This window comes from Butyricicoccus pullicaecorum (assembly GCF_002160355.1).
Taxonomy (GTDB): Bacteria; Bacillota; Clostridia; order Oscillospirales; family Butyricicoccaceae; genus Butyricicoccus; species Butyricicoccus pullicaecorum.
This window is the reverse complement of the sequence record NZ_NFKK01000020.1, coordinates 17,767-44,731: the sequence shown is the minus strand read 5'-3', so window position 1 is coordinate 44,731 and position 26,965 is coordinate 17,767. Positions and strand designations below refer to the sequence as shown.

General features: G+C 50.1%; 26 protein-coding genes. 10 read left to right on the top strand and 16 right to left on the bottom strand.

Annotation, left to right across the window (positions count from 1 at the left end):
* Window positions 1-27: 27 nt before the first annotated feature.
* Genes B5F17_RS14890 through B5F17_RS12645 form a run of 3 tightly spaced genes read right to left on the bottom strand, consistent with a single transcriptional unit; the run spans window position 28 to window position 675 of the window.
* Window positions 28-198: a hypothetical protein gene (locus B5F17_RS14890; RefSeq protein ID WP_162608181.1), complete on the bottom strand. Its 171-nt coding sequence runs from the start codon at window positions 196-198 to the stop codon at window positions 28-30.
* Window positions 195-440 carry a hypothetical protein gene (locus B5F17_RS12650; RefSeq protein WP_087374351.1) on the bottom strand — a complete coding sequence of 82 codons (246 nt, stop codon included), beginning with the start codon at window positions 438-440 and terminating at the stop codon, window positions 195-197. Before B5F17_RS12650 ends, B5F17_RS14890 begins: the two co-directional genes overlap by 4 nt.
* 28 nt (window positions 441-468) lie before the next feature.
* The gene (locus B5F17_RS12645; protein ID WP_087374349.1) at window positions 469-675 is read right to left on the bottom strand and encodes a helix-turn-helix transcriptional regulator; all 207 of its coding nucleotides are present in this window, start codon (window positions 673-675) and stop codon (window positions 469-471) included.
* Between the two features lie 169 nt (window positions 676-844).
* Here B5F17_RS12645 and B5F17_RS12640 point away from each other — a divergent pair, with 169 nt between their 5' ends.
* The 6 genes from B5F17_RS12640 to B5F17_RS12615 all read left to right on the top strand — a co-directional run bounded on the left by B5F17_RS12640 (window position 845) and on the right by B5F17_RS12615 (window position 6,017).
* Window positions 845-1,462 carry a LexA family protein gene (locus B5F17_RS12640; RefSeq protein WP_087374347.1) on the top strand — a complete coding sequence of 206 codons (618 nt, stop codon included), beginning with the start codon at window positions 845-847 and terminating at the stop codon, window positions 1,460-1,462.
* 40 nt (window positions 1,463-1,502) lie between these two features.
* Entirely contained in the window at window positions 1,503-2,033 is a 531-nt protein-coding gene (locus B5F17_RS12635; protein ID WP_087374345.1) for a hypothetical protein, read from the top strand.
* Between the two features lie 38 nt (window positions 2,034-2,071).
* A complete protein-coding gene (locus tag B5F17_RS12630) occupies window positions 2,072-2,749 on the top strand; it encodes a hypothetical protein (RefSeq protein WP_087374343.1) in 678 nt (225 codons plus the stop codon).
* A 35-nt stretch (window positions 2,750-2,784) separates the two neighbouring features.
* Window positions 2,785-3,390 (top strand): hypothetical protein, encoded by a 606-nt coding sequence (locus B5F17_RS12625; protein WP_087374341.1) that lies wholly within the window; start codon window positions 2,785-2,787, stop codon window positions 3,388-3,390.
* A gap of 83 nt (window positions 3,391-3,473) precedes the next feature.
* A complete protein-coding gene (locus tag B5F17_RS12620; protein ID WP_087374339.1) occupies window positions 3,474-4,544 on the top strand; it encodes a tyrosine-type recombinase/integrase in 1,071 nt (356 codons plus the stop codon).
* Window positions 4,545-4,880: 336 nt separating this feature from the next.
* A complete protein-coding gene (locus tag B5F17_RS12615; protein WP_242968765.1) occupies window positions 4,881-6,017 on the top strand; it encodes a site-specific integrase in 1,137 nt (378 codons plus the stop codon).
* A 209-nt stretch (window positions 6,018-6,226) separates the two neighbouring features.
* On the opposite strand, the gene B5F17_RS12610 is transcribed toward B5F17_RS12615, so the two are convergent.
* From B5F17_RS12610 to B5F17_RS12600, 3 genes are read right to left on the bottom strand one after another with little or no spacing between them, the layout of a single operon-like run.
* Window positions 6,227-6,493, bottom strand: coding sequence for a helix-turn-helix domain-containing protein (locus B5F17_RS12610; RefSeq protein WP_206396736.1), 267 nt, complete (start codon window positions 6,491-6,493; stop codon window positions 6,227-6,229).
* Window positions 6,477-8,099 carry a P-loop NTPase family protein gene (locus tag B5F17_RS12605; protein WP_087374335.1) on the bottom strand — a complete coding sequence of 541 codons (1,623 nt, stop codon included), beginning with the start codon at window positions 8,097-8,099 and terminating at the stop codon, window positions 6,477-6,479. Before B5F17_RS12605 ends, B5F17_RS12610 begins: the two co-directional genes overlap by 17 nt.
* Complete coding sequence (locus tag B5F17_RS12600; protein WP_143287740.1) at window positions 8,083-8,352, bottom strand: hypothetical protein; 270 nt, start codon at window positions 8,350-8,352, stop codon at window positions 8,083-8,085. Before B5F17_RS12600 ends, B5F17_RS12605 begins: the two co-directional genes overlap by 17 nt.
* A gap of 205 nt (window positions 8,353-8,557) precedes the next feature.
* Here B5F17_RS12600 and B5F17_RS12595 point away from each other — a divergent pair, with 205 nt between their 5' ends.
* On the top strand, window positions 8,558-10,441 hold the full coding sequence (locus tag B5F17_RS12595) for a hypothetical protein (protein ID WP_087374331.1): 1,884 nt from the start codon (window positions 8,558-8,560) through the stop codon (window positions 10,439-10,441).
* 136 nt (window positions 10,442-10,577) lie between these two features.
* Here the strand turns inward: B5F17_RS12595 and B5F17_RS12590 are convergent, their stop codons facing one another.
* The 4 genes from B5F17_RS12590 to B5F17_RS12575 all read right to left on the bottom strand — a co-directional run bounded on the left by B5F17_RS12590 (window position 10,578) and on the right by B5F17_RS12575 (window position 13,548).
* Window positions 10,578-11,525: a glutamine--fructose-6-phosphate aminotransferase gene (locus B5F17_RS12590; RefSeq protein WP_087374329.1), complete on the bottom strand. Its 948-nt coding sequence runs from the start codon at window positions 11,523-11,525 to the stop codon at window positions 10,578-10,580.
* Window positions 11,526-12,638: an amidoligase family protein gene (locus B5F17_RS12585; protein ID WP_087374327.1), complete on the bottom strand. Its 1,113-nt coding sequence runs from the start codon at window positions 12,636-12,638 to the stop codon at window positions 11,526-11,528.
* 15 nt (window positions 12,639-12,653) lie between these two features.
* Window positions 12,654-12,935, bottom strand: a complete 282-nt coding sequence (locus tag B5F17_RS12580) for a DUF960 family protein (protein WP_087374325.1) — start codon at window positions 12,933-12,935, stop codon at window positions 12,654-12,656.
* A 262-nt stretch (window positions 12,936-13,197) separates the two neighbouring features.
* Window positions 13,198-13,548: a hypothetical protein gene (locus B5F17_RS12575; protein ID WP_087374323.1), complete on the bottom strand. Its 351-nt coding sequence runs from the start codon at window positions 13,546-13,548 to the stop codon at window positions 13,198-13,200.
* 276 nt (window positions 13,549-13,824) lie between these two features.
* On the opposite strand from B5F17_RS12575, the gene B5F17_RS12570 reads away from it, so the two are divergent.
* Both B5F17_RS12570 and B5F17_RS12565 read left to right on the top strand, forming a co-directional pair.
* On the top strand, window positions 13,825-15,795 hold the full coding sequence (locus tag B5F17_RS12570) for a zinc-ribbon domain-containing protein (RefSeq protein WP_087374321.1): 1,971 nt from the start codon (window positions 13,825-13,827) through the stop codon (window positions 15,793-15,795).
* 48 nt (window positions 15,796-15,843) lie between these two features.
* The gene (locus B5F17_RS12565) at window positions 15,844-16,575 is read left to right on the top strand and encodes a zinc-ribbon domain-containing protein (protein WP_087374319.1); all 732 of its coding nucleotides are present in this window, start codon (window positions 15,844-15,846) and stop codon (window positions 16,573-16,575) included.
* Between the two features lie 99 nt (window positions 16,576-16,674).
* Here the strand turns inward: B5F17_RS12565 and B5F17_RS12560 are convergent, their stop codons facing one another.
* The gene (locus B5F17_RS12560; protein ID WP_087374317.1) at window positions 16,675-17,337 is read right to left on the bottom strand and encodes a zinc ribbon domain-containing protein; all 663 of its coding nucleotides are present in this window, start codon (window positions 17,335-17,337) and stop codon (window positions 16,675-16,677) included.
* A gap of 135 nt (window positions 17,338-17,472) precedes the next feature.
* Between B5F17_RS12560 and B5F17_RS12555 the strand changes: the two genes are divergently transcribed.
* On the top strand, window positions 17,473-17,796 hold the full coding sequence (locus B5F17_RS12555) for a helix-turn-helix domain-containing protein (protein ID WP_087374315.1): 324 nt from the start codon (window positions 17,473-17,475) through the stop codon (window positions 17,794-17,796).
* Between the two features lie 230 nt (window positions 17,797-18,026).
* Here B5F17_RS12555 and B5F17_RS12550 read toward each other — a convergent pair whose 3' ends face one another.
* The 5 genes from B5F17_RS12550 to B5F17_RS12530 form a co-directional block, all read right to left on the bottom strand.
* The gene (locus tag B5F17_RS12550) at window positions 18,027-21,635 is read right to left on the bottom strand and encodes an S-layer homology domain-containing protein (protein WP_087374313.1); all 3,609 of its coding nucleotides are present in this window, start codon (window positions 21,633-21,635) and stop codon (window positions 18,027-18,029) included.
* Window positions 21,636-21,700: 65 nt separating this feature from the next.
* Window positions 21,701-22,774, bottom strand: coding sequence for an ABC transporter substrate-binding protein (locus B5F17_RS12545; RefSeq protein ID WP_162608180.1), 1,074 nt, complete (start codon window positions 22,772-22,774; stop codon window positions 21,701-21,703).
* Window positions 22,775-22,943: 169 nt separating this feature from the next.
* Window positions 22,944-24,503, bottom strand: a complete 1,560-nt coding sequence (locus B5F17_RS12540) for a response regulator (RefSeq protein WP_087374309.1) — start codon at window positions 24,501-24,503, stop codon at window positions 22,944-22,946.
* The gene (locus tag B5F17_RS12535) at window positions 24,500-25,942 is read right to left on the bottom strand and encodes a sensor histidine kinase (RefSeq protein WP_087374307.1); all 1,443 of its coding nucleotides are present in this window, start codon (window positions 25,940-25,942) and stop codon (window positions 24,500-24,502) included. Before B5F17_RS12535 ends, B5F17_RS12540 begins: the two co-directional genes overlap by 4 nt.
* Entirely contained in the window at window positions 25,929-26,873 is a 945-nt protein-coding gene (locus tag B5F17_RS12530) for a substrate-binding domain-containing protein (RefSeq protein WP_162608179.1), read from the bottom strand. Before B5F17_RS12530 ends, B5F17_RS12535 begins: the two co-directional genes overlap by 14 nt.
* Between the last annotated feature and the right edge of the window lie 92 nt (window positions 26,874-26,965).

Here is a 26,965-nt window from a genome sequence, read left to right as displayed (position 1 = left end):
GCATTGGGCGGCAGCAACCACTGCCGCCTATCTCAATTTCGACCATTGAATTTTATTTTTTGCGATAGAGAGCACTTCTTCTGCCTGCCAGATGATAAGGTCTTTTTCACGCAGAAGGTCTACGATCTCACTGGCAATCACTTCTAATTCATGCTTTTCCTTGTAGGCATTATCCTGCGGTTCATATTTGTTCGTCATACAGATGTCTCCTTCCCTCGTCCGAATAGGTCATCAATGGAGCCTCGCGGCTTTTTTACCACCACGCTGCCAACTGCTTGTATTTCCGCTTCCTGTACCAAATAGGTAACTGTTAACGTGGGAATTTCTCCAGCCTTATGCCGATAGACAACTTCTGAAATCTCCATAGAAACATCTTTGCCGTCGATCATAACCGAAGCAATCGACTCCTCTGCATGAATTTCAACCCGAGCAAGACTCATTCTTTCATCTCCTTTCCTCATCAAAACGTCATTTGCTAACTGTGAATTTAACAGGTAAAAAAATATCCTCTACTTTCACAGACAGCAGATTGGCAATCTCGATTGCCGTTGATACAGGAATCATTCTTGCCCCTTTTTCATACTGACAATAGGTCGAACTTGCAATTCCTAAGCTTTCAGCAAAGGCAGACTGTCCGATTCCTTTTTCTTTTCGCAGCTGTTCTAACTTGCTCATCATCTCACCTCATTTCACATATAGCAAATATTATGCTCTTATTATAGGTTCACACTTAGCAAAAGTCAATAGTATATTTCACATTTTGCAAAGTTATATTTTCATTCTGCAAATATTGTGCTATGATCTTCACAAGATGAGAATATAGCAGAAATGAGGTGATGCTGAAATGGGAATTGGTGATCGAATCCGAGCACTAAGAACCAATGCCGGCATGACACAAATCGAGCTGGCAAATAAACTCAATATCAGTAACAGCACCTTGTCGCAGTATGAAAGCAGCGCAAGGACACCAAGCGATGATATGAAGTTAAAAATTGCAGCACTTTTTCAAGTGTCTACCGACTACTTATTGAGCGGTAGTTTAACAAATGCCACCGACTCTAAAGCAAAAGGTGTTCGCATTCCCGTTCTGGGCGATGTCCGCGCCGGTTATCCGATGGAGGCTGTCGAGAACATCATCGATTACGAGGAGATCGACGAAGAAACCGCACGCCGTGGTGAGTTCTTCGCCTTGCGCATCAAGGGCGACAGCATGGAACCTAAGTTCTCCGAAGGGGATGTCGTCATTGTCCGCAAGCAGGAAACCGCTGACAGTGGTGACATCGTCGTTGCCCTGGTCAACGGGGACAGTGCGACCATCAAGAAGTTAAAGCGTCATCAAAACGGCATTACGCTGGTGCCGTCCAACTCGGCCTACGAGCCCATGTACTACTCCAATGAGGAGATCATGGAGCTGCCAGTCAATATCCTGGGTAAGGTCGTAGAACTGAGAGCAAAATTTTAAAATAAAAAATGTGTCCAATTTGGACACAAGGGGGAATTTTATGAAAAAGCGCTGGATTGGAGCATGGTGCAGTATCATGCTACTTTTGGCGGGCTGCTCTTCTGCGAATACATCCGTAAACCCTGAGCAAGAGATGGTCGCTCAGTGGTCTGAATCTCTTACATCTGCCGGGTATATTGAAGAAGATTTACAAACCAGTTCTGAACAGGTCGAAAGTAATGCGGTATGGGGTGACTACACATATCGCGGATATACCGTACAGCCGGGACTGTATTTTTACACATGCAGCGACGATTCAGGCAATGTATTAGAAGCTTGCGCTTATTGTGATACATCTCTGTTCAGTTCCACGGATTACAGTGAATATGCAACTTATGGATATATGTCTGGAATTCTTCTTGCTTCCATTGATTCCGAAAACATGGAGTCGGTAGTGGATGCCCTGAGTTTAGATGACCCGGCTCTGTTCCTACAATCTCATAATGACACCTATACAGCTGATGACGTAGACTACCAGTTGATTTATGACACCGCAGATGGAAAAATGTTTTTTCAAGCTACAATGAAATAAATTAGATGTGTCCAATTTGGGCACAAGGGGGTTGTTTTATGAAAAAGGTAATGACATGGATCTTGGCACTCTGCTTTGTATGTGCCCTTACAGCCTGTGCTGGCTCGCCGTCCAGTACGAATTCTGCCGAGGAAGTGACCACAAATAATGATGCTTCCGCAGAAGTGTCCGAGCAGACCACGCCACAAGAGGAAGAAACCAAGCCCACGACCCTTGTTGGTATTCCAGGCTCTAATGCCGCAGATATCCGGATTGGCCTAGAAGATGCTGGCGGAATTCCAAAAGGAGAAATCGAAGACGCAGCAGATACCAGTCTAAGTGCAAAATCTTGCTCGTCATCAACCGAAATCGCTGGTACAGGCGTTTCTATGTCATATAATTTGTCTTTGGATGCAGATGAATCCATCACTATGGCCGTTTTTTCGGTCGTTAGTTATCAGGTTGCGGCGGACGAAGATTTACTGGAATTTGCGAAATCATACCTCAGCTATTGCGCAAGCATGCCATATGATACTGCGGATTCGCCGAGTGCACAAGAATGGGTAAAGACAAATCTTGCCGATTATGCCAATTCTCCGAAAACTACGATTGGAGACGCTACCTTTAAACTCGCTGGTGCTGTGAATCCCAATACTGGAAAGCTTGTGGATCTAACCTTAACCATCGTGCCTGTCAATATCGATGAACAGATACAGGCAATCACCAGTGAAGAATAAAAATGTGTCCAATTTGGACACAAGGGGGTTATTTTATGAAAAAAGTAGTTGCAGGGATTTTAGCTCTATTTGCCATGTGCTGTATGGTTGCTTGCGGGAATACCACACCGCAGCAGGATACAACGCCCACGGCACAAACGACTCCGGATACACCGGCCGACACCGCCTCTTTGGAAGAAAAATATCCAAATTTCGTTACGTTTGATTTTCCGGCTGCGACTCTTTCTGATTCGCTGAAAGAGTTTATGCAAAGTAAATTTTCTGATGCAATGGTATCAGAACCGAGTGTAGAAAATACCGAGGATGATGATTTGATTCCGGCATGCACCGCATACACCTATGACTTGGGCGCTGGAATCAGTTTGACTCTGCGAGAGACAACAGCGACGCAAAAATGTTGTCAGGTATATTTATATGCGCCAATCAGTGGCCAAGATGATTTGCATAGTCGCATCGGTTATGCAATGGGCGGTCTGCTTGGATTGCTCGAGCCAGACGAGGAAATCGGAAACCGAATTATGACTGAACTCAACATCACGAATGTTACTGAACCCGCGACAACAAGGTCTTTGGGAGATATTTCAAGCTGGACTTATATTGTGAATGAAGACAGCATTATGTTCAATATCATGGCAAAATAAAAATTCCCGCCCTGTCACCGGGGCGGGAAAAATATCACGTCATCAACCGAACATATATTTGTTTTTTAAGAAAGGAGGATACCATGCGCCGCACAAATACAGCGAAGTGGTTGGAAAATTATAACCGCTGGCAAATCAAAGTGCAGAAAAACGGAGAGCGGCGCACCTTCACCTGTTCGACCCCCGGCCGCACCGGGCAGCGTCTATGCAACGCCAAAGCGGACGCCTGGCTCGATGATAACATCACCGATACCAGCGCACGCATAGACCGGCTTTTTGCCGATTACATTGATATGCTCAAGGAAACGACTTCAAAGAGCAACTGGATCAAGGCTGATGCGTTTGGGCGCAACTGGATTTTGCCTACAATCGGCAGGCGTAAGGTCTCCGATCTGAACGAGCAACACCTGCAAAACATCATCAACAAAGCCTACGCAAAGGGCCTTGCAAAAAAGACGCTTACAAACCTACGCGCAACGCTGCTTAGCTTTATCAAGTATTGCCGCAAACGCAAGGCGACCACCTTACTGCCCGAAAATATTACAATTCCCAAAGGCGCACGCAGCGCGCAAAAGGTCATCCTCCAGCCCGATCATCTGGCGGTCTTGTTTTCAGTCAGCACAACCATGAAGCGCGGCAAGCGTCTCCCCGATCCGCTCATCTATGCCTACCGGTTCCAGGTGCTCACCGGCCTGCGCCCGGGTGAGCTGCTGGGCCTGCGCTGGCAAGATATCCGAGGCAGCGAGGTTTTTGTCTGCCGATCACTCAATGCCTATCACGAAATCACGACCGGAAAAAACGAAAACGCAGTCCGGCACTTTTTCCTGTCCCCCACCGCTGCCCATATCCTTGACCAGCAGCGCGCGCAGGCTGACGGCGACCGAGTCTTTGGCGAGGTAGATCCGCAGACATACCGACGGGCATGGCAGCGATACTGCGCGGCTAACGAGATTCCACAGACGACTCCCTACGAGATGCGCCATACATTTATCTCGATTGCAAAAAATCTGTCTGAGGGACAAATCCGCCCGCTTGTCGGTCACTCTAAAAACATGGACACATTTGGAGTCTATGGTCACGAGCTGCGCGGCGAGTTGCAGCAGACCGCCCAGCAGATCGACAACCTATTCACCGAGATTTTGGCGAAACAATAACCCACTTTTTAACCCACTTATTTTCATTCGCCCAAATGCTCACATCCGGGATAATGGATAATATAACGCAAATGCGCATTTTTAACACGCCTAAAAGAAAGCTATTACTCTATTTAATAACTTGGACAGGGATTCAATTCCCCTCGTCTCCACCATTTACACAAAAAATCCCGCCTGATTTCAGGTGGGATTTTTTGTTATCTCGTGGTTTTACGCGCAGAAAAGTTGCGGATTTATTTTTGGTAGATGTGGCTGGTAGATATCGAATCTGCACTATGATACAATAAAAGTACCGAAAATACACAGGATGGTGAGGTACAAGTGGCTCGAAAGCGCGTGGAGCGAAACATCTCCTATGACGATGTCCGTAAGAAATTCTATGTCAATCTGGACTTCGGCTTTGGTACGAACGGTAAGCAGATCAAGAAAACACAGACCTTTTCCACGATCACCGAAGCACGCAAAGCGCTGCGTGCGCATGAGGTGAAAAAGGACCGCGGCGAAGTCGTACAGCCCCGGCAAACCACAGTCGCTGACTGGCTGCGCTACTGGCTGGAAAATATCGTGCGTCCCTATCGCGCCGAGACTACGGTCTATGGATACCGCAACATGATCGAAAATTATCTGGTACCACGTCTGGGGAAAATCCAGCTTCAATCCCTCACACCACAAAAAATTCAGCGCTATTATACCGATTTGCTGACCAAAACCACGCTGTCGTCCAATACCGTACGCAAGCACCACGATTTGCTGCGCACTGCTTTGGATATCGCTGTCCGTCAACAGATGATCGCAACCAATCCGGCCGATCGCGTCGAAGCTCCCAAAACCAAGACCCCGGAGCGGCACTTCTACTCCCCCCAGGATCTGGCACATCTGCTGCAGTGCGCCGAAGGGCATCGCTTGGAGCTGGTCATCAAGCTCGCAGCCTACCTCGGCCTGCGCCGCGAGGAGTACTGCGGTCTGCACTGGTCAGATGTGGACTTTGCACACCACGTGCTGCACATTCGCGGTGCTCGCACCACTGCCGGCAGCAAAATCATCGAAAAGGAAACCAAAACGGTATCTTCCACCCGCTCGCTGCATATGCCGGCACCATTGGAAGATGCCTTGCGCAGAGAATACGAACGACAGCAAGATGATCGCGCTTTTCTCGGCGAGGAGTATCACAATACCGATCTGGTGCTGGTCTGGAGTGATGGACACCCGTACAAACCCAACTACCTATCGGAATTGTTCACCAAATTCGTGCAGGAGCACAACCTGCCACCGCTAACGCTGCATGGGTTACGCCATACATTCGCCACACTGGCCAACCAGTCAGGTGCAACCCTGTACGACATCAGCAAAGCACTCGGGCACAGTACCGTTGCAACGACTTCTTCGATTTACACCCATATTCTGGACGGCACGCACGAAAATGTAGTGTCGCGCGTTGCCTCTGTGCTCGATCAGACGCATGATATTCCATAATTTCAGACCAGATAAAAGCTAAAAACTCCGTAAAACCTGACGTTTGTGTGCGTCAGGTTTTATTTTTTCACTTGTTTTCTCGATCATATCTCCTCTAAAGTTTGTGTATACAACGCCACCGGCCCGTGCTATGATAATAATAGCTATACTGTTTCCTTTTTTAGTTTCAACATAAAGCAAGCCCATCCTTTCGGATGGGCCTGTCCTTATTATCCGGCGAAGCTCTCGCCCTCGATGTAACGGATGAGATCAGAACGTGTCACACGGAACTGACCGCGTGCACCAATCCGACGGCTGGGCAGCTCTCCCGATCGCAGTAGTTCATAGACCATACCAACTCCCAGCTTGAGGACACGCGCAACGTCCTGCACGGTCAGTACGAGCGGAAGTTGATCGTAGCTCGTAATCTCCGGCAAAGGCACCTTTTTCCCTGTCATATTCTCATCACAATCCTTCATTTCAATTGCAAAACTCATGATTTTTCCTCGCTTTCAGCTTATTTTCATAAATTCGCAGCATGCGCTGTCCGTGGACTTTGCATGTTGACTTTCCGGTTTGATCCATACACAGCAAATCCTGTTGCCGCAATGCAGCTGTCACTTGACGCTCATTGCAAATTTTCCCGGCCGATACCTCTTGCAAATATCCCATCAACGTCTGCAACGGAACGCATACACATCCCCTGCGTCGTGTAACTGACAACTGCCTTTTTGCAATTCCAGTCGCAATGACTTCGGCAAGATTCCTCATGTCAGCACTCCACGTCTGTTCAATCAACGCAGCTGTCTCGCGGAAAATATCGACCAGAATCTCATCACGCAGCTCGCGCATTGCATCCCGACATGACGAATCGATTGCACGTATTTCCAGCGCAAAGCGCAGGAAGCTGTCGAATCCCCACGCCAACTGCCAAAGCGATTTTTGCAACCGTTCTTCTCTTCTCCGAGCGGATTCACGACAAAACATGTCAAATTCTTCCCGCAGACGTGCACGTTCATCCGTCATATGCTCCGCAAACCAGCTCAAGTACCCCGCCAATGATGCAGCTGCACGCATTCGATCACTAGCACTTCTGCCGGTCATGCGACTCATAATCGGTATACGGATACATCTCGTCAACTCTGAAGCAGAGCGCAACGGAAATTCGCCCGTAATGACCAACCCAGCCCGACATCTGACCTGTTCGGTTTTCCATCCGCGCCGCCGTCCACGATCGGTATCGTTGACCGCTATGCGAACGCTATGAGCCGCAAGTGCCAAGCGCTTCCGCTTGTCAGCTGCATCGCTCTCGTTGCAAATATCGTCGAGCAAGACAATCCGATCTTTGGCACTTGCCAAAGCATCCAAGATTGCACTGTCGCTGCTGCTGGCATCGAAAACATCCGATTTTCGTCCATTTTGGTCGTAGAGCGTGCAAAAATCCGTTGCCACTGTCGTTTTGCCGACTCCTTGCGGTCCATCCAGATACAACACTCCCACGGGCGGTATCCCTTCCTGTTCAAGGACGGAACGGAGCGCAGTGACTACCGTAAACGCGAAGGTTGGTATGCGCACCGCGCTGTGCTGCTGGAAAAGCCGGAGCAGGAACTCAACCGACTCTGCGGTATCGAGAGGCTCCGGCCCGCAAGCAAGATGCCTCTGCTTGAGTTCCAAGTCAAGACCAACATCGTTCGATCCGCACTGCCCAAGTAAGGTATTTCCTGCGACGAAGCACCATTTCCCGGCTATTTCGTGCCATCCGCCTCTTGTAATATAGAGGCCGGCAGACTGCTGGGCTCGGTTCTCGTGCAGGCATTCGCGCAGATACTGAACCACCAGACGCTGTGTTGGTTTTCCCTGATCATCGGCACAAATCGCACCCATAAATGAGCTTTCAAAGTCAAAAGACGCCAATTCTTCAAACCGAACAACCCGTTCATGCACGCTAGCCCCGAGCCGAATTTCAAGTTCCAGCAACGCGCTTTCATCTTCTGTCCGATAAACGCGACGAATTCTCGGTGTAAAGTTGCAAATTTTTCGTTTTTTGTGAAATAATCCAACATTTTCTCGTATGGAAAATACCGAATCATGAATTGCTTGCATGTTTTTCACCATCCTCGACCACATAACACCAGCCCGGAATGAGTGCCTTGCCCTCCGGCAGACTGCCGCGCGGCATATCGGAAATGCGCGTGTCCATTTTTTGCATCAGCATCGTCATCTGCTGAAGCAAAAATGCAATTTCTTGCTGAGTTTTTCCCATTTTCTCGCATTTCTTCAAGCGTTTTTTGCACTTTCTCATTCTTTTTTCCAATTTTTTCAGTTTTTTCGAAGAGCCCTTCTTGGACTTTTTCACGCCCTCCGATACCTTAATATTATCCGGCTCCGACTTGATTTCAAAATTAGTGAGCATTTTTGCCCCTCCTTTGTTTCGAGGCTCTTGCCTCGTCTGCCATTATCATAACAAAATCTTTTGCATCCGTATATTCGCTCAATTCATAATAATATAGTAGTATTTTCAACAAAAGTGGAATTCATTGATTTTAGGTGATCCTATGTGCATGCAGAATTTAAGTTCTCGTTTCTGGAAATTGGAGCAGTTCAATCCGTCCAGCGCTTGGCAGCAGCTTATGCTTCAAGCCATTCGCGAAGCTCCCGACAGCTTTCTCGTACTCAACACCCCACGCGGTGTTCATGATACACCGCGTACCATCAATGCCAAGCTATCCAAAAACGCAGACCAGATGTCTAAGCGCTGGCACGATTGGCATGATACCACGGAATACAAAAAACTCACTCACTTTCTGGACAAAACTTGCTTTTGCATTTCGTCCGAACTTCCAGACTATGTGCCAACGGTCAACCGCTTTTTCAGGCTCATCAGCGATCGTTGCTTTTTATTCAGCAACCTAAGCGGTTTTTTTCAAGGCCCAACCCTGCCTGCTTTGCATAATCTGGCGAAGAATCCAACTCACTACTTCTATTCGCACGAATATCTAATCCAAAAATTTAACAGCGCGATTTCTCAAGCACCAACGGAACTTGAATCCAAACTCCAACACACACGAGACGAACTTTTTACGCTGTCATTCCCATCGTACGAAGTAGACGCGAGAGAATACTTCACGCACTGGCTGCAACAGCAAAATATTCCCGATCACATAATAGAGAAAATCCAATCCCGTTTTCTGATTGATTATATCAAACATCAGCAAAGTCTGACCGTTCTCTCGCACGGTGAGATATTTACCGAAAATCTCGACAAAACGTTCGATGAGTTGAAAAAAAATCTCATCAGCTTATACCAATCCTGCGTGTTACGCCGAAGGCATTTGCGCCGTTACAGTAAAGATCCCCTTTCTAATCAAATAATCGAAATTAAACTCAATAAGCGCGAACACATCCCCCAAGCCGCATATTACGATGTAATTCATGACCTGTCTCGATTATTCCGTGCGTACACACACTCTCTCCGAGACCAAGCCTACTGCAAGGATCTCCCCGAATCCGTCAATCCCTACCATCTGGAAATCTTGGACCAAGTATATACTCGTGTTTCTAAGCTTCCATCTGCCATTCAACCGCTCGTCTTTTGGCACCTTTTTACAGCAGCTACATCCAAACTGGCACATGGCAAGCTCCAATCTTTTCGCTTCATGCCCAAGAAGTACGCTCCAAGCGATCAGAAAAAGTCTCCTGACGATTTCCAGTACAATCGTACCAAAAAAATCCTGCTGGACATTCAACTCTTCGACTATTTACTCGATGTGTTGCCTCCAGATGACCGCGAGTATGCCAAATTCAATTTTTACGTCTTCACCCACTTTGACCGTTTTCCGCATTTCAAAACGTCTTCGCCCAAAGCTCCTACAAAAAGCCCCTATACTTTCAACCTATCTCCAGCCTATGATGACTGTGTTGATCAATTAGGCGGTCTGATCCGCTACCACATTGACCATTGTATCCCTCATTCTGTCTCTTGGCTCAATCATGAACTTCCAGCAAACACTTCATTGACCAAGCGCATGGATTCACTCAGTACTCTGCTGCTTTATGATGCATCTTTGTTGCCAATTAAGCGTCGCTTGACAAACCGAGTAAACAATCTACTGCAATCGTCCGCTAAAGATAACAACACCCTGAACTATGTAGACCAATATATTCAGCAAAAGAACAGCTCAACCGGCTTTTATTCGGATGACAAAGTGATAGAATACGTTACAAATTTGCAAAAAGATCACAATTTATATTTCGAAGGACAGACCCAAATTTCACAAAATTTAGTCGTATCTTCCACAGATTCCGCAGAGTGTGCACGTCTTGTCATACAATACTACTTACAAGAACAAGAAGTCTTGCTTGCTCGCAAAGCTTTATACCGGCTTGCTGCAAAGCTGATTCCTGAAAATTTGTTTGAACACGGATCACCATTTTCAGATTCTTAAAACAATTTGCAGCATCCGGAGAATATATCCCCGGATGCTGCCCCACATTATTCGTCGTCGTCTTCGAGCAGGTCGATGATCTCACCAATCACGACCAGAATCGTACCCAGACCCATAGGTTCACTCCCCTTTCTTATTAGTAGTACGCGTACAACAACTCGGCCGCCGCTTCGTGCAGCAGTGCCGGATTGTACAGCAGCTCTTCAATCTCACACGGGTCGTACCCCAAGTCGAGCAGCGCCAGCACCTCATCTTCGGACACGCCCATAGATTTCGCGGTCTGAATTAGAAGGTCGGTCTGACCGTCTATCGCTTCTGCCTCGTCCACTTCGTCAAACCAGGACAGCATCCGAAACCGTGGATTGCGCCAGAAGTGCTGGAAACTGCGATTTGGATTAAAATGTCCAAAGCTGCGCTGTCCTGTCCGATCAATCTTCAAAATGTCACCCTCCTCGGTATGGATTTCTTCCCGGTGGTGCAGGCGCAGCTTGCGCATCGCCCGCCGCAGAATTTCTTCAGTCGAGGCATACAAGTAAAAGCCACCGAAGTCGAAGATTGCGAGCGGGTTGTCGCCGCGGACAAAATATAAGTTGTCGTCCCGGTCAAGCACCGTAAACACAAAAGAACCCTGGATTTTCTCCGCCATCGTGCTGATGGTCGTGAAATCCAGGGTTTTCTGTTGTTCGAGCAGCTGCACGGCAACATAACTATCGGTCTGAATATGGGTGTCCGGCAGATTCTCGCTCTGCCGAAGCTCTCTGTCATTCCAGAGCACACCATTATGTGCCAAGGCGAAGGTTCCGGCCGACCAAGGGTGGTTATTGTAATTGTCTGCCGGTCTGCCTTGGGTGGCAAGTCGGGTGTGTCCCATGACGACACGAACCCCGTTGGGCACATGGAACTTGAGTTTGTGTGCGGCGAGCGGGCGCTTGTAAACTTTGATGCTGCCGCTAAAGTTGTAGGCGATACCGGTCGCGTCCATTCCGCGCACTTCGCATTCCTTGCCAAGTACCTGCAAGATGTGATTCTTTTGCCGCGTTGTTAGTGTGTTTTGATAGTCGATCAATCCGAACAGGCTGCACATTTAGTCATCCTCCTCGTACATAACAGGGTCGTTTTTATACAGATTGCGCTCTTTCAGGTACTGAATGAGCTCCGGCTCGTGAATCCGGTCAAGGAATCCATGCCAAGACAGCTCCTGTAATTCCTCATCGGACAATAAAAGAGCCACGTCGCAGATGGTATTGACCAGCTGTAACGTGGCAATCAAGGTGTTGTATTTCAGCGTACCTCGGAAAATCCGGATCTCAACAGTGTCCTCGTTGGTAAGATTCACGGCGGTATAGCGTCCCGCACGGGAGTCCTTCGCCGATTCCATCACAGCTTTCGGCGATAATTTCATGCCGTACCGTGCTGCCCAGCGGTTGATCTGCCGCTCGGTGCGTCGGGAGAATCGCAGCAACTCCGTCCAGAATTTCTCGACGAAGTATAGCAGTCGAGCAATGGATAATTCCTGCTCCTGCTCGGTTTCGCCGAAAGCAGCGCGGGAGATGTGGACGTGTAGTCCGCAAGTTGTCGTGCGGTGACTGAGATAGCCAAGCCCGACCGCCTTGCGCAGGACATTTTTCCATGGCATCTGTTCTAGGTGGTATTGTAAGGTCATCGGATGGGTGACCAGTTCCATACCGCAGTCGAGCGATCCGTCGCTTTTAATGTACAGATTCTGCGCGTTCTCGTTGGCAACGTTTAGGATTTCCCCGGCATTCTTGCGGCTCTTGCCGTTGCCGTCGATCTCCAGTTCCACACCGAAGAAGCGCTCATTGTCGCGCTCACCATGGAAAATCAGCCGCGGTGTATAGCTGTAGTCGTGAATCGTTGCTTGCTGCAAACGGGCTTGCAGGCAGTCATAGCACAGCGGTTCGTCCTCGTCGTCATCCTCGTAGTAGGCATCACTGTACGAAATCACGCGTCCGCAGCGTTCGCAATGTGTATAGTGCCGTTCGTAACAGCGCTCGCATAACGTAATGTTTTCATCTCCGTGGTCGTCCGAGAGGAACAGCCGCTCTCCGCAGCAATCACAGACTGTGGTATAGGTATCCACGCAATCCGGGCACAAAATCGTGTCTGCAACCATCGTACAGGCATCCGCCGGGACTCGTTCGCCGCAACGCTCACAAATGTAGGTTGTCTCTTCCATGTTCAAAGCCTCCTTTTAATATTCTTCTGCCAACAGCATGGTCACGTGGTCGGGATCTTCGATGATATACACCTTGGCATCGACAGGCTGCTCGCCCGGAATCACGACAACGTGCTGGTATTCCGGCTGCTCCTGAGCATGCTCAATGCGCTGACGGTCGCCATCACAGGATAATCGGAAGATTTGCAGATAATCCCGCTCGGGGACTTCCATGCTGTCACGCATATACCACAGAAGCGTTTGCAGCCAAGGCGGAATAGTGGTCTGGATACCGCAAGTGATGTAACGGGATTTCATAGGAACCAGCTCCTTTGAGATAAAAGTAAAAGCCGAAGGATTTCTCCTTCGGCTTCATGATTATAATATGTATGTAATTTTATATGAGATTTATATTGTCAAAACTTCATTGTCCTATTACATCATAAAAATATCGCTATAAGTCAAAACATAGGTGTAACCTGAAAAAACCAGAGGATATTTTGAGCAATAACACTCGAAATATCCTCTGATTCTGTATCGTTTATTTGCAATAAATTATTTTGTTTGTCTCCCGTTGTTTTCACTTTTTATTCTTAACCAGTGTAACAACAGCCAAGATCACGTTAACAAGACACCATCCGGCCCAAATGTTCAGATCGGTATACGATCCAGCCATAGAAAAACCGATCAGTACCGCCAGACCAAACAAAGTAACCAACGCGATATTGGCGCGTTTCTCCAAGCTATTTCTTGTCGCTATAGATACAATGCCACCAGCCAGCATCAGAACAGCCACAAGAACACCTGCAGAACCACTCACTTCGCCAGAATTTTCAATCGAGTTTGCTAATCCGACAGCACAGGACTGCAAGGTAACAAGCAAAAAGAAAACAATTGAAAGTATTCCAGACACAAGCCTCCACGTTTTCATCTTACATCCCCCTTCCGTTTATTTTTTCATCAGCGTACAAGTAAAGCCACATGAATAGACTCTGATATGTGCTGAATGAACAAAGATTTATATATATAGTAATACTTTCACCAACTCATGTCAACCCTATGTAAATTCAAATATCACGTATAATCAACTGATATTAATCAGAACTTATATTGATATGCATATTTATTTCAAAAATTTCACTCTCTGTTGCGAAAAATCTATATCTATTATATAATATTTATAGATATAAGATAAGGAGGAATTTTCATGGCATTTTGTCCCCACTGCGGCGCACAAATTTCTGAACCATCTAACCACTGTCCACAATGTGGTCAAGCACTGCGCACCGATCCGCCACCCCAACAAAAGCCCCAAAAGCGCAGTAAGTATTGGCTGATTCCCGCAGGCATTTTCGCCGTTCTATTGGTTGCTGGCGGAATCTTTGCCGCAAAGCATTTCCTAACCCCCACCAGACAATCCTACTGTGCTTACATAAGCGATCAGGATTTGACGCTGCTCAACCAATCACAGAGAAACGGCAGCGAAATCACCTTAGAGGAAGGGATTGACCAATGGACAGACGCAAATTTTGATATCGACGGTAAGTACTTTTACTTCTGGAATCATTACAACTATACGGATGATCTGTCTACCACTGCCGACCTCTACCGGGTCGATCTGTCCAAACTGCGCGGACAGTCTGACCGTGCCGCTTCCAATATCGAAAAAATTGCGCCCAAGGCGATTATCGATGAAACGGAAACGTTGCCCGATGGTCGCATTGTATACAGCAGCTATGACAATCCCACTTCGCCAATCTCTTCTATTTCACTTCAAATGTATACCGAGGGGCAAACGATTGATATTGCGAAGAACGTCGACTCTCTTACCTATCAGGACACGATAAATCACTATGTCCGATGTGAAAATGGTCTGCTTTTCTGTCGGAACGGCGATTTATATTGCTATGATTTTGCTGCCCAGACGCCGGAGAAGTTAGCGTCTGCAATCTATGAGTTGCTGTACTTCTCACAAGACCTGTCTGACATTGTACTTTCCAAGCTGAACGCCGACGGTGTGACCTATACCATCCACCGCGGCAATCCGAAGGATGGATTTCAGCAGATCATCACCGATGCTTCTGCTGTTCTGGATGTGAATGATTCGGGCGCAATTTATTACACTCAAACCCAATCCACAGAAAAAACACTGTACGATTATGTCATTGACCAGACCTTCCAAAGCGATTCCCAAGTAACCGCCCCATCTTTATCCGAGTACACCTATCCGTCATCCAACTCCACATCTTGGATTGATGCGCAAGCCTATTCTGAGGCCTATACAGCATATGAGGCTGTCAAACAGCGCAATGAGTTACGTCAGGAGCTACAAGGCCAGGTATTAACACCGAGCACGACGAGCTTGTATGTATATGCCGAAGGGGAAACGACTTGCATTTGTGATAACGTCTCCCCTTACAACACACAGGTTTGTCCTGACGGTTTGGTCGTATATGTTAAGGAACCTTCCGTACCCAAAGCAGAACTAAAGTTGGAAGAGATCGAAATGGCGAGTGATGTGAGCACTTGGCTGCGAGCTTATTACCTCAACACACCAACCACCTTCCAATATTGCTTCTCCGGTGCTACTCCGCGTTCACTCGATATGCTGGAACATCGAGAAGAGTTGTCCTATGTCTGGAAGAACGAAAACAGCATCGTATTCCGCAGCAGTAACCCGGATACATACGGAGATACGCTGATTTGTTATACCATTCAGGATGGTCAGCTGGTTTCGCCGAAAACCATCGACAGTAATGCATTCCCCTATTATTATGAAACAACGCTTGATCGTCTGTATTACTTCTCCAATTACTCCGCCGAACTGATTGACCCGTTTGAATCGGCAGATTTGTATTGCTGGAACGGTGAGACAACCACTGCTATTGTACATGATATTTCAAGCTATCAGCGCTATGAAGATGATACGCTGCTCTATTTTGAAGATCCTATATCAGAACCAAACGCGTCAGATGCATTCATTTGGAAAAACGGAGAAAAGCAGCAGCTGGCCGAAGACTGTGAGCAAGTCTTACGCGTAGGGGATGATGAATGGCTTTACATCGCGGATCACACACTGTTCTACCGTAAAGGACAGGAAGAACGCGCTATTGCTTATGATGTAACACAGGTTTGGAGCGCTCAAGAAATGCCCTATACAACGGCACAATTTCTTTAACGCATGTTAAAAATGAGTTGTAACGCACACATATAAAGGAGGAAAAATATGTTTTGCCCGAATTGCGGAAATCAATTAGAAGATGGCAGCCGCTTCTGTCCAGCCTGCGGAAACCCTGTGACATCCGAAGGCACACAGCAAGGCGCACAGAACACATCCGGAAGCACGCAAAACCAGTATACCCAGCACATACATATGCAATATGTGTACAAAGATTATTTGGCGCATTTGGTTTTACCTTGGACGCAGCCTCGTGTAACCTTTAAGCCCCCACTCGACTGGAACGAACGCAATCTGGCTCCCATTCTCGGCAGCAATCAGCAATATTACTTAGACCAATTTGAATGGTGTGCCGCAAAAAACAGCAGCAATCCCAATCTCCCGGCACTCTTTCTGACCATCTGCCACGGTTTCTATCGCAACATGTGGAAGGAAACCCTGCGATATCTGTTGATTCCGATTGCTGCATACGCTGTATTAGCGCTCCTCTCCCTTGTTTTCCTCTTCTCCGGCAGCTTCGGCATTTCAGCCCTGATGATCCCGGTCAATCTCGTCCTCGGTGTATGGTTTTGGATCTCGTGCCTGCAATACGGCAAAGATTTCAATCTGCTGTACATGGAGCATGTCTGCAAAAAGGCCGCGGCCAATGATATGACGCCTGACCCTTCCGGCTCGAGAGTCGCGATTGGCTGTCTGGTGATTTTCGGTATTCTGGTCGTATACGGAATCATTTATTCTGCTGTGATGTCCAGCATGATCTCCAGCTTATTCTACTGGTAAAGGTAGGTATATCCTGCTGTTGATGCAAAAATAAATCCCTTACCAATCGGTAAGGGATTTGTTTTTTTGATGATAGATTATTTTTGCAATACTATCTGCTTACGCCAAAAACAGCGCCGCTAGAAACATATCTGACATCAGCTCGTCTAAATTCCCGGTATAGATGTAGCTTAAAAGATAGTACATTTCGATATCGCTGGTCACATCTGTTCCATCGACTTCAATCTGGGATACTTCGAACGAATCATCGTATACCGTAAACGTCACAACCCAATCTAACAGCGTTTCGGGGTCATAGCCATGGAATATGACATAATCGGAACCGTTTTTACGCGCAGTTGACCATTCACAATTCTGAAAACGATTGTCGAACGCTTCTTCCACCGTGACGGATGCATCATATTGCGTTAAATAGCCTTGTCTGACCTGTTGCCCTGTCTCACCAAACATCACAGCTAAAATCAGCAGTGCAAATATAATTCCGGTCACACCAACGATGATCTTTCCTATAAACCACCTGCGTGGCGTATTCGCCCAAAACGGTGGTGGACTGTTTTGAAAACTGCCGCCCAGATCATTAAAATCCTGCTGGTTTCCGTCCGATGCCGGTGCACCGCATTGGGTGCAAAATTTGGTACCGACGGGCATGTGCGCTCCGCAGCACTTGCAGGTAATCCAATCCTCCATCTTTTGACCACATCGATTGCAAAACTGTGCCTCATCTGGTAAGATTGCCCCACACTTTCGACACGATTTGCTCATACGAAATCCCCCTTCCGCAGATAACTCTATAGAAATGTGTCTATTATATCTATAATGATATCATTTATTTTTATAGATGTAAATATTCACTTGTCTTTTTGCTAAAGTTATAACAAAAGGACGAGGTAATGTCATATGAATTTTGAAAAAAAGATCATCGGGGCTCGCATTGCACACCTGCGAGAGGCAAAAGGCATGACCACAAACCGACTGGCCAATAACTGTGGTCTGTCACAGAGTTTTCTGCGCTCTGTCGAGCTGGGCGAAAAAGGAATCACCGTAGAAAACCTCGCTTTGGTTTGCGAAGCGCTAGGCATCACCCTGAAAGACTTTTTTGATGCTCCCAGCGAGCAGACTCCCGTCATCGAAGCCGAAGAACTCAAAACCATGATCGAACGGTTAAACACTCAGCAAAAAAGCGCACTGGCTGCTTTTCTGCGCACAATTTCACAGCAGTAAGTCAACAGTCCTTCCGTGCAAACTTCAAGCACAGAAGGACTGTTTTCGCATCATCAAAGTTAGCGTGTATGCATAAGCACTGATGTCAATATTATTGCTCAATAATATTCCCATCTTAAGCAATGAAAATAGATGCACAAAAAATCCCACCTGAAATCAGGTGGGATTTTGGGGAAAATAAGAAGAAGGATTGGAATGATTGAAAAACGAATTTACATGTCGCCACCGAATTATTTGCCGAGTGCCTGACACAGATTCTGCATCATGGCAGCGACTTCCGCACGGGTGGTCGTGCCCGACGGATCAAAGTTGTTGTTCTCTTTGCCGTTCATCAGTCCAGTGGTCTGCATGGTGCGGACGGCATCCTTTGCAAAGTCGCTGATGCGTGCGCTATCTGCGAATGCCGGCAGGCTGTCGTCTGCGGTCAGCTGTGCATCAACACTTGCCAGATAATTGGCCAGAATGACCGCTGCCTGTTCGCGGGTGATGCGTGCATCCGGTTCGAAATGGGTTGCATCCGCACCCGAGCACAGTTTGTTGTCTACAGCCCAGTTAATGTAGGCATTGTAGTATGCATCCTGTGCAACATCTTCGAATGCACCGGCTTTGTCATAGTTTGCCGTGTCGATACCGGCCATGCGGCCCAGTACGGTGACAAACATACCGCGGCTCATGCCCTCCTCAGGAGAGAACAGACCGGGATCGGTGCCCTGGAACAAGCCCTTTTCGGTCACATATGCGACTGCGTCGGAAGCCCAATGACCGGTCATGTCAGTGAAGGTCGTGCTTGTGGTTTCTGTGGTTTCGGGAGCGGTCTGCTCGGACGAGGTATCCGGAACAGCCTGCACGGTGATCTCACCAAAGTCATCGAAATCGGTCGCATAGTTGCGGTATACGTGGCTCGGCTGATGACCAGCAGCACCCTCGAAGGTACCCTTTTCCCAATCGGTCAGCGTGTTCCATACCTTGACTGTACCAGCCGTCAGCGTGTACTCGTTGAGGACAGGCACACTGGACTCGGTGCTGTTGAGGTCGGATACGAAGGTAGTCTTGACGCGCACATACTTGGCCTGACCCATGCCGGTCAGATCGATGGTGCCCTTGCCGTTGGTCAGTGCAGCTTGCTTTTCTTCCTTGACCGTCTTGCCATCGTCCGAGGCCTGTACGACTGCGGTGATGGAGGCTTTGCCAGCGAACGAAGCGTCGTATGCCAGCGAGGTGGGCGCAGCGGTTGCTTCAACCCATTCGGTGGTATGGGTGCCAGTGGTCTCAATGTTTGCGCTCTCGAAGTCCAGCCAGATCTTCAGGCTGTCTGCCGAAGCACCGGTCTCGGTCGGGTTGGCACGAACGGTATTGACCTCATCCTGCGAGAGCTTGGAGGTGTAGAAGCGTACTTGAGAGACGGCACCGGGCAGCATGGTGTGATACATACCGCGGTTGCGCTCGGTCTGCAGGGTGTTCTTGAAGCCAAGACCAATATACATCGGCTCACCGTCCCAGGTCTTGATCGGGACGTTTTCAAATGCGGGCTTATCTACGTGTGCGCTGTGCAGCTCATTCTGATAAGAATCACCGCCGGTTGCAAAGTCGAATGCGCTGGTATACTGGACCCACTGGTCTTTCTTGATGCCTGCGCTTGCGTCGTCACCGTCGTTCCAGCTGAATTCACCGTTGTCATCGAGCAGGCAGACACCGTAAGTGACCTTACCGGTCTCACGGACTGCCATACGGAACATGTAGGGCGTGCCCCAGCCTAGACCAATGCCCTTGACCATGAGCGGGTTATGATCGGGGATGGCACCGGTGCCGTCCAGATCAACATACTGTTCGGTCAGTTCAGACACACCGCCCTTGGTGGTGCCTGCGCTGGGCAGATTTGCCCAGACCATGCCGGTCATTGCGTCTACCGGGGTATAACCGCCGTTGTCGGGAATCTCGATGTAGTCACGCTTGCCGTCCAGAATCAGGGTCTGATGTCCTTGGTCATCGGTGCCAAACTCAGGCTGACCGTGGATGTAAGCGTCATTGCCGTTGCCGGACTTATCCTTGACAATGGGCATGCCCTGAATCGAACCCTCTACATAGATGGTCTGAGGTGCTGCGTTGCCGATGGTAACCTCGTACTCACCAGCCTTGTCAAAGATGTAAGCAAATTCTGCGGTCTGGGATTCGCCGGACGCGAGGGTGTACTCCTTGCTGCCCTTGACAACGCCGTTGACCTTGAACTCTGCCGTACCGGTACCGGTATCGTTGCCGATGTTGACGACATCAGCCTTGATGTGCAGAACATTGCTGTCCATGTCACTGACTGCACCGTCGCCCTGCTGGGTGCGGATGTTAGTGTAATCGAAGGTAGCCGGGCGATACTTGACCTCTACGGTTGCCGTCTTGTCGGCCAGCTTCAGCGTATGCGTACCGAGCGATTCCATGCGCAGGGTACCGGTGAGGGTAGCGGATTTGCCAGGGTCAAGGGTGACGATGCCGTCCTCAAACTCGTAGAGGTAACGAGTCTGATCGTTGTCCTGCACCGGGATGACCGCAGCGGCCAGACCCTTGCCGACATTGGTGACAGTCGCGGTGACCGTGACTTCGCCGTTATACAGTACGCTGTCCGGGGTAATGGAGATATCCGACCACGTCAGCTGCTGCTTTTCCGAGGCGATCAAGGTTTCGTTTGCCAGAACCGAATCCTGACCGGCAGCGGTCGCACCGTAGTTCTTGACACTCATCACACCTGAGCCAGGAGTGTAGTCGATGTAGAAGAAATCACCCTTTTTGTTGTAAGTACGTGCGTCTTGATGGGTCAGGTAGACCGTACCAGCGCCAACCTTCGGATCGCTGGATACCGCACGGGCATAGCTGTGGGTGTGGCCTGCGAGCAGAAGATCCACGTTGCCCGGCTCAATGACCGATGGAATGTAGCGATTGGTGTAGGCGTTAGAGACCGGGTGATGCATCATGATGATGCGGAACTGTGCCTGTGTTGCGGCATCGGTTGCAAGATCGCTCTTGAGCCATGCCATTGCATCGTCGATAGTCTTGAGCGTGGCAGCATCCGCCTGCTGGCCGGTAGCTTCCGAGTTCATCTGGAACAGTCCCCACGGGTTGCTGTTCATAGTGATGATGTGCAGATCACCGTAGTTGAACGAGCTGTCACCCTCGACCGATGCGCCGTACTCTTCATCCTGAATGGAGTAGACGTAGGTGTCAAAGTAGACGCCGCCCTGGTCGTGGTTGCCGCTTGCATAGACGACCGGATAGGAGTGGATAAAGTCGTTCTCCACCTTACCCTGGAACCAAAAGCTGAACTGCTCAGCCTGTGCACCGGTTCCTTCGACCAAATCGCCGCAGTGCAGGATGATATCCGGGTCATAGTTCTTGACCGCGGCATCCAGCTCTTCGCGGGTCGCGAAAATGTGCGAGTCGGACAGCGAGATCAGGCGAATCTGTTCGGGATTGTCACTCAGCGTGCGGAAGCTGGCCTTGCAGCTCTCGCCGCCTTCCAACTTGACCTCATAATAATACTGGGTGCCGGGGGTCAGGTTGTCTAGCTTGTAATGGAACAGGTTCATCTTGGAACCGTTGAAATCGGGTGCGTCGGCATCCACTGCGACCGGGATGGGCTCACACAGATTGTTTGCATCGGTACCATAGGCGATGGTCGAGCCGACGGCCTGCGTGCTCTCCCAGACCACGACCATACTGTTGGTCTTTGGCGCCAGCAGATAGGGACCGTTCTGGAAGGCGGGACTTTCGGCAGCGAAGGAAACCGGTGCCATGGTTGCCAACAGTACGGCGGACAGCATCAGTGAGTAGATGCGTTTTAGTAGTTTTCTCATACTTTTCTCAGACTCCTTTCATAATTGTGGGCGTTGGGCAGGCACACTCCTCCTTCTTTTTGGTTTTATGGTTCACCGCGCACTTCGTGTAAGAAGGTATCGACCAGACGAGACCGGTTGCGACCGGCCCATTCTAGGTCGTAGGCGATGAGATTCATGTCCTGAAGCGCGGGCAGGCCGTCCGCAGCACGCGCCATGCTGTTGGCGGGCAGACGGCAGCTCTTGGCTTCAATGTAGCATTCCTGACCACGCGGCGAGGTCATCCAGTTGATGAACTGTCGTGCATTCTGCTGTTCTTCACGTAGACCGCCGCGGATTAGTGCGCATGCGCCGATCTCGTATCCGGTGCCATCTTCCGGGATGTGCAGCGAGACCGGATAGCCATCTAACATGGCACGCCGTCCGTCATGATAGAAGACCACACCGACGGCATAGTCGCCTGTCTTGACCAGATCGACCGATTGGGTACTGGCTTTTGTGTACTGGCCGATATTCTGGTCGAGTGCACGCAGATAGTCCCATGCAGCGGTTTCACCGCGCAGCTGAACCAGCGTTGCAAGTATAGTGTATGCCGTACCCGAAGTTTCCGGGGAGGTCAGCACCACCTGACCGGCGAGCGCAGGGGAAAGTAGATCATCCCAGCACTGAGGCAGCGGGGTGCCGGTCTGCGCAAACCAATCTTCATTGCAGACAAAGCAGATTGCGCCGATGTAAATGGGATTCCAGACCCCGTATACATCCAGATAAGCCTCGGGAACGTCAGTCAATTCGGCACTCTGATAGGGTTCCAACAGACCATCCTTGCGCATCTGCACATAGTTATCAGCCGAACCGCCTAGAAGGACCGATGCTTTGGGCGCATCCTGCTCGGCGGCCAGCCGTGCGACGGTTTCGCCGGCAGAGACATAGATGCACTCGACGTCGATTCCAGCGTCCTTGTGAAAGGCGCTGCAATAGAGCGAGGTCTCGCTTTCGGGAAGCGGACTATATATGGTCAGACTCCCCGAATCGGAAGCGGGCTCGGTGACCTGTACCTGCGGCTTGATCTGTGACGCAGGCACAGCAGTCTGCGTATGTGCTGAGCAGCCCGCCAGCGCAAGCAGCGCGAGCACACCGAGCAAAATCCCTTGTTTTTTCATGTTACACCATCCATTCCAGCGACCAAACGGCGGGCAGGAACTGACTGCCCTTATACTATAACAGACTCTGTACGGGACAGGATACCGAGCGGCATCCGATAAAAATTTCCCACCAGAGTCTGTATGCATCCAAGGTTCAAATTTTTACGAGAAAATCGTGTAAGTTTTTTCAGTTGACACGGCTGCGATATTCGCGCGGGGATACGCCGACGTGTTTTTTGAAGAGATAGCTGAAGTAGTGCGGTTCCTGATAGCCAACGTCGAAGGCGATGTCGCTCATCCGGGCATCACTGTTTGTCAGAAGTTCTTTGGCAGCTTCCAGTCGTACTTCGGTTAGGTATTCCACGAATGTTTGACCAGTTTCTTGTGAAAAGATCGTGGAAAAGTGATTGGGACTGAAGCCTACCTCGGCGGCGACCATGTGCAGGGACAGACTGCTATCGGCATAGTTTGCACGGATAAACGCCTTGGCACGCCCGATCTCCGCACTGTACCGCACATTTTGATGCCGGTAACACAGACTGGTTAGATGGGTGAGCACCTCGGTGGCGTACGCTTTGGCACCTTCGAGCGTGGCGGCCTGGGTAAGCACAGCCTGCGGGTCGTCGGGCGGCGCGATGCTGTCCGGCTGCACTTCGGATGCCAGCCGCGAGGCCGTGACCAGCAGATCCATGAGCAGATAATAGCGGTAGAGTACGCTTTGCACATCCTGCGCGGAAGCGCTTCCAAAATACCCATCCACAATCTGTGGCACATCCTCGGGTGCGGCGTGGCGCAGCTTATCAGCCAGGGAACCTCCTTGGGTAAAGGTGAACCCGCTTGCTGGCGATGCGGCAAAGTCGGTACTGCCAAAAACGCCAGTTTCGGCACAGGCTGCGGCTTGCAGCATGGTTTTTTGTGCGGCACGGTAGGAGTCCGGCAGTGCGGACAGGCGGGAGACCGGCAGACCGATGGCTGTCAGGGTGTCCCAGCCGAGAAATTGACGGATTTCGTGCCGGAGGTTTTGGCAGGTTTCGTATGCGCGTTCGCGCACGGCCTCTTCACTGTCACCGAGCAACAACAGCATAAGCCGCGTACTGCCACGGAAGAAGCAGACTTCCTCGGTACGCCCTTCAAAAGCACGGGACACCAATGCTTGCGTTTGGGTGTACGCCTCACGGCTGTCGGGCAGGCGCATCATGCACACGAGATACTGCCGTGCGGTCAGGGATACGCCCCAGCGCGTGCTCTGTTCGATGGCTTGCGCGGTGGATATGCTGCCTGAGAGCAGCGCATTGAAAAAGTGTTCCCGCAGCGCGTCCTCTTCCTGTTCGCTCCGGCTGCGCTGGGCGGCACGCAAGTATTGCTGCTGTTCCTGCTCGATGCGCGACGCGACTTCTTCCAGTGTTGCGGTCAGCTGGGTGGAGTCGATGGGTTTGAGTAGATATGCGTCGGCATGCAGTGAGACCGCTTGCTGCGCATACTCGAACTCATCGTGTCCGCTGAGGAAGACAATCCGCATCCACGGCATAGCACGGCGCACTATGCGCGCCAGTTCCAGACCATCCATAAAGGGCATGCGGATATCGGTGATTAGAATATCCGGCTTCATTTCCATAATCATAGGCAGCGCCATCTCTCCATCGGGCGCTTCGCCTGCAAACAGGAACCGACCATCTCCTTTTTCAATGCAATTTCGGATACCGTCGCGGATAATATCCTCATCATCCGCGATAAAAACCCGCATCATATCCGTTCCTCCTCTTGTGTATAGGGCAGACGGAAGCTGACCCGTGTGCCCTTCTGATATTCACTCTCTACGGTCAGCGTGCAGCCGCAGTACAGCCGCAGACGCTCGGCGACATTGCGCATGCCGTATCCGCCCGAACCATCCCCGTCGGGCAGGGTGGAATCATATAAGGACTGACGTACAGCGGCCAGACGCTCGGGTGTCATGCCCAGACCGTTGTCCTCGACTGCGAAATACATGCTATCTCCTTCGCGTCGCCCGGTCACCGTGATCTGCCCACGGCCGCGCTTGCGCTTGATGCCGTGGTAAATGGCATTTTCGACCAGCGGCTGTAAGATGATTTTGAGAATGCGCTGTTTTTTGAGCGCGGGATCGATGTCGATGGCATAGCGCATGATGCTGCCGTACCGTACCGATTGAATCTGTAAGTAGTTTGCAACATGCTGCTCTTCCTTTTCGACCGTAATGAAGTCAGCGCCGCGGCTGAGCGAGATGCGCAGAAAACCAGTGAAGGCCATGGTCATCTCGACGACCTCCTGGTTGCGGCCTTCTTCGGCTAGCCAGACGATAGTTTCCAACGTGTTATACATAAAATGTGGGGTGATCTGTGCCTGTAATGCGCGCAGTTCGGCCTTTTTAAGCGTTTTTTCCTGTTCAACCCGTTCTTGGATGAGAGAACCAATTTGCGCAGCCATGATGTTGAGATCTTGCGTCAGACGACACAGCTCGTCGATCTCTGCCGGCGGGACGCGGACGGACAGATCGCCCTCAGCGATGCGCGTCGCCATCTGCTCCAACCGGAGGATAGAGTTATGGATGGAACGGTCGGCTGCCCGCGAGGCGCGCAGCGATGAGCGCAGAATACCGCCTGCGAGCACAATCAGAATCAGTCCGGAAGCCCAAAGGCCGTTTTGAATGCGCGTGTTCAGCTCACCCATCCGTGCGATCTGGTTTTCAATGTAGCGATCGATCATACTGTCGGTCAGATTGGCGACACTGTGGATCTCACGATAGAGCGACTCGTTACGGCTGACCGCAGCACCGTTGGCCATCTGCTGTTCAAGCTGATCAACATAGCTGTTGATGGTACTTACGGCACGCAGGGCCGCATTCAGATATTGCGCCTCACTGTCATCGGCGTGCGTGAGGATATTTTGCAGCTGGGATTGCGTCTGTTCAAGCAGGATGCGCTGCTGCCCTTCGTTAAAAGAGATACGGCCGGATACTACACGCCAGATTTCATCGGGTAATTGTTGGGCAATAATGCCGCGCAGAGCAGAGGCGGAGGTCGTGTCGGCGATGACAGCATCGTAGCGCTGAGTCAGCGCGATGAGCAGGCCGCCAAGCAGTAAAATCGGGATGCACATACCGGCGATGATGCGCACAAAGGCCTGTCGAAGCAGAGAGTGAATGTTGTGCGGGGCGTTAGTTTGCTTCATACTCAGCCCCTCCTTCCAGCACGCGACAGGATGCAAAGACGGCTGCGGTGTCTTGCGGCGGCTGCAATGCTTGCTGCGCGGCCAAGACAGTTAAATCGGCCAGTTCAACATCATCGAGTGCACCAATCACTTGCACTGCGCCGGCATCGAATCGCTGCATCAGTTTAGTGCCGCCGCCAAACGCGCAGATGTAGATATCCCGTCCGGGGACGCGGCCGTGTTCACGTAGGTAATCAATGGCGCCGAGTGCCATCGCGTCGTTGTGCGCGAAAATATAGCCAATCTCATCCAGATGATCGTCAAGCTCTTCCAGAATTTCATACCCGCGTGAACGCATGCCATCTCCACACAAGCTGTAAGTTACGTCGAGTCCTTCATGCGAGAAAGCATCTCGACATCCGCGTGCGATCTCGCGAGCATCCGAGGCGTTGAGTGTGCCGTAAAGCTCCAAAATACCACGCTGAGCGGACTGCTGCTGCAAGAGCGTATGTGCCGCCTGCTCGGCGAGCATCGTATAATCGAAACCGACATAGCGGATGGATGGCGTGTTTGCAGTCTGGCGCACCGACTTGTCTACCGCGATCAGCGGGACTGCGGCATCCTGTGCTTCACGCAGCACGCTGTCCCAACCACTTTCAACAATGGGCGTAAAGACGATCACATCCACCTGATAGACGATCAGTGCACGGATAGCCTCAATCTGCGCTTCCTGTGTGCGCTCGACCGGCATGGACAGTACTTCAAAGCCGCTTTGCTCGGCCTTTTGCTGTAGGATTTGCACCTGACTTTCCCGGCGGTCATCTTCAGCCGCGGTCGATACGATACCCATGACCGGAGATTGAGATACCGCTTGTTCGTGGCGAGAATATACTGCCAGCACTACCAGTATTACAGACAACACGACCGCTGCCACGCCTTTCCAAATTGTCATATCTCCCACCATCCTTTGCTGTTAAGTTTAACATATTTCATCGCTATGTGCCAGATGAGACATTACGAGTTGAATTTTCCTTAAAAATACAT

Excerpts from the sequence above, each read along its gene's own strand:
- B5F17_RS12545 (WP_162608180.1), bottom strand. The coding sequence starts at position 22,774 with ATGAAAAAACAAGGGATTTTGCTCGGTGTGCTCGCGCTGCTTGCGCTG.
- B5F17_RS12565 (WP_087374319.1), top strand. The coding sequence starts at position 15,844 with ATGTTTTGCCCGAATTGCGGAAATCAATTAGAAGATGGCAGCCGCTTC.
- B5F17_RS12605 (WP_087374335.1), bottom strand. The coding sequence starts at position 8,099 with ATGCAAGCAATTCATGATTCGGTATTTTCCATACGAGAAAATGTTGGA.
- B5F17_RS12570 (WP_087374321.1), top strand. The coding sequence starts at position 13,825 with ATGGCATTTTGTCCCCACTGCGGCGCACAAATTTCTGAACCATCTAAC.
- B5F17_RS12590 (WP_087374329.1), bottom strand. The coding sequence starts at position 11,525 with ATGTGCAGCCTGTTCGGATTGATCGACTATCAAAACACACTAACAACG.
- B5F17_RS12650 (WP_087374351.1), bottom strand. The coding sequence starts at position 440 with ATGAGTCTTGCTCGGGTTGAAATTCATGCAGAGGAGTCGATTGCTTCG.
- B5F17_RS12630 (WP_087374343.1), top strand. The coding sequence starts at position 2,072 with ATGAAAAAGGTAATGACATGGATCTTGGCACTCTGCTTTGTATGTGCC.
- B5F17_RS12610 (WP_206396736.1), bottom strand. The coding sequence starts at position 6,493 with ATGAGTTTTGCAATTGAAATGAAGGATTGTGATGAGAATATGACAGGG.
- B5F17_RS12540 (WP_087374309.1), bottom strand. The coding sequence starts at position 24,503 with ATGATGCGGGTTTTTATCGCGGATGATGAGGATATTATCCGCGACGGT.
- B5F17_RS12595 (WP_087374331.1), top strand. The coding sequence starts at position 8,558 with ATGCAGAATTTAAGTTCTCGTTTCTGGAAATTGGAGCAGTTCAATCCG.
- B5F17_RS12640 (WP_087374347.1), top strand. The coding sequence starts at position 845 with ATGGGAATTGGTGATCGAATCCGAGCACTAAGAACCAATGCCGGCATG.
- B5F17_RS12550 (WP_087374313.1), bottom strand. The coding sequence starts at position 21,635 with ATGAGAAAACTACTAAAACGCATCTACTCACTGATGCTGTCCGCCGTA.
- B5F17_RS12555 (WP_087374315.1), top strand. The coding sequence starts at position 17,473 with ATGAATTTTGAAAAAAAGATCATCGGGGCTCGCATTGCACACCTGCGA.
- B5F17_RS12620 (WP_087374339.1), top strand. The coding sequence starts at position 3,474 with ATGCGCCGCACAAATACAGCGAAGTGGTTGGAAAATTATAACCGCTGG.
- B5F17_RS12535 (WP_087374307.1), bottom strand. The coding sequence starts at position 25,942 with ATGAAGCAAACTAACGCCCCGCACAACATTCACTCTCTGCTTCGACAG.
- B5F17_RS12585 (WP_087374327.1), bottom strand. The coding sequence starts at position 12,638 with ATGGAAGAGACAACCTACATTTGTGAGCGTTGCGGCGAACGAGTCCCG.
- B5F17_RS12530 (WP_162608179.1), bottom strand. The coding sequence starts at position 26,873 with ATGACAATTTGGAAAGGCGTGGCAGCGGTCGTGTTGTCTGTAATACTG.
- B5F17_RS12575 (WP_087374323.1), bottom strand. The coding sequence starts at position 13,548 with ATGAAAACGTGGAGGCTTGTGTCTGGAATACTTTCAATTGTTTTCTTT.
- B5F17_RS12580 (WP_087374325.1), bottom strand. The coding sequence starts at position 12,935 with ATGAAATCCCGTTACATCACTTGCGGTATCCAGACCACTATTCCGCCT.
- B5F17_RS14890 (WP_162608181.1), bottom strand. The coding sequence starts at position 198 with ATGACGAACAAATATGAACCGCAGGATAATGCCTACAAGGAAAAGCAT.
- B5F17_RS12635 (WP_087374345.1), top strand. The coding sequence starts at position 1,503 with ATGAAAAAGCGCTGGATTGGAGCATGGTGCAGTATCATGCTACTTTTG.
- B5F17_RS12625 (WP_087374341.1), top strand. The coding sequence starts at position 2,785 with ATGAAAAAAGTAGTTGCAGGGATTTTAGCTCTATTTGCCATGTGCTGT.
- B5F17_RS12645 (WP_087374349.1), bottom strand. The coding sequence starts at position 675 with ATGAGCAAGTTAGAACAGCTGCGAAAAGAAAAAGGAATCGGACAGTCT.
- B5F17_RS12560 (WP_087374317.1), bottom strand. The coding sequence starts at position 17,337 with ATGAGCAAATCGTGTCGAAAGTGTGGGGCAATCTTACCAGATGAGGCA.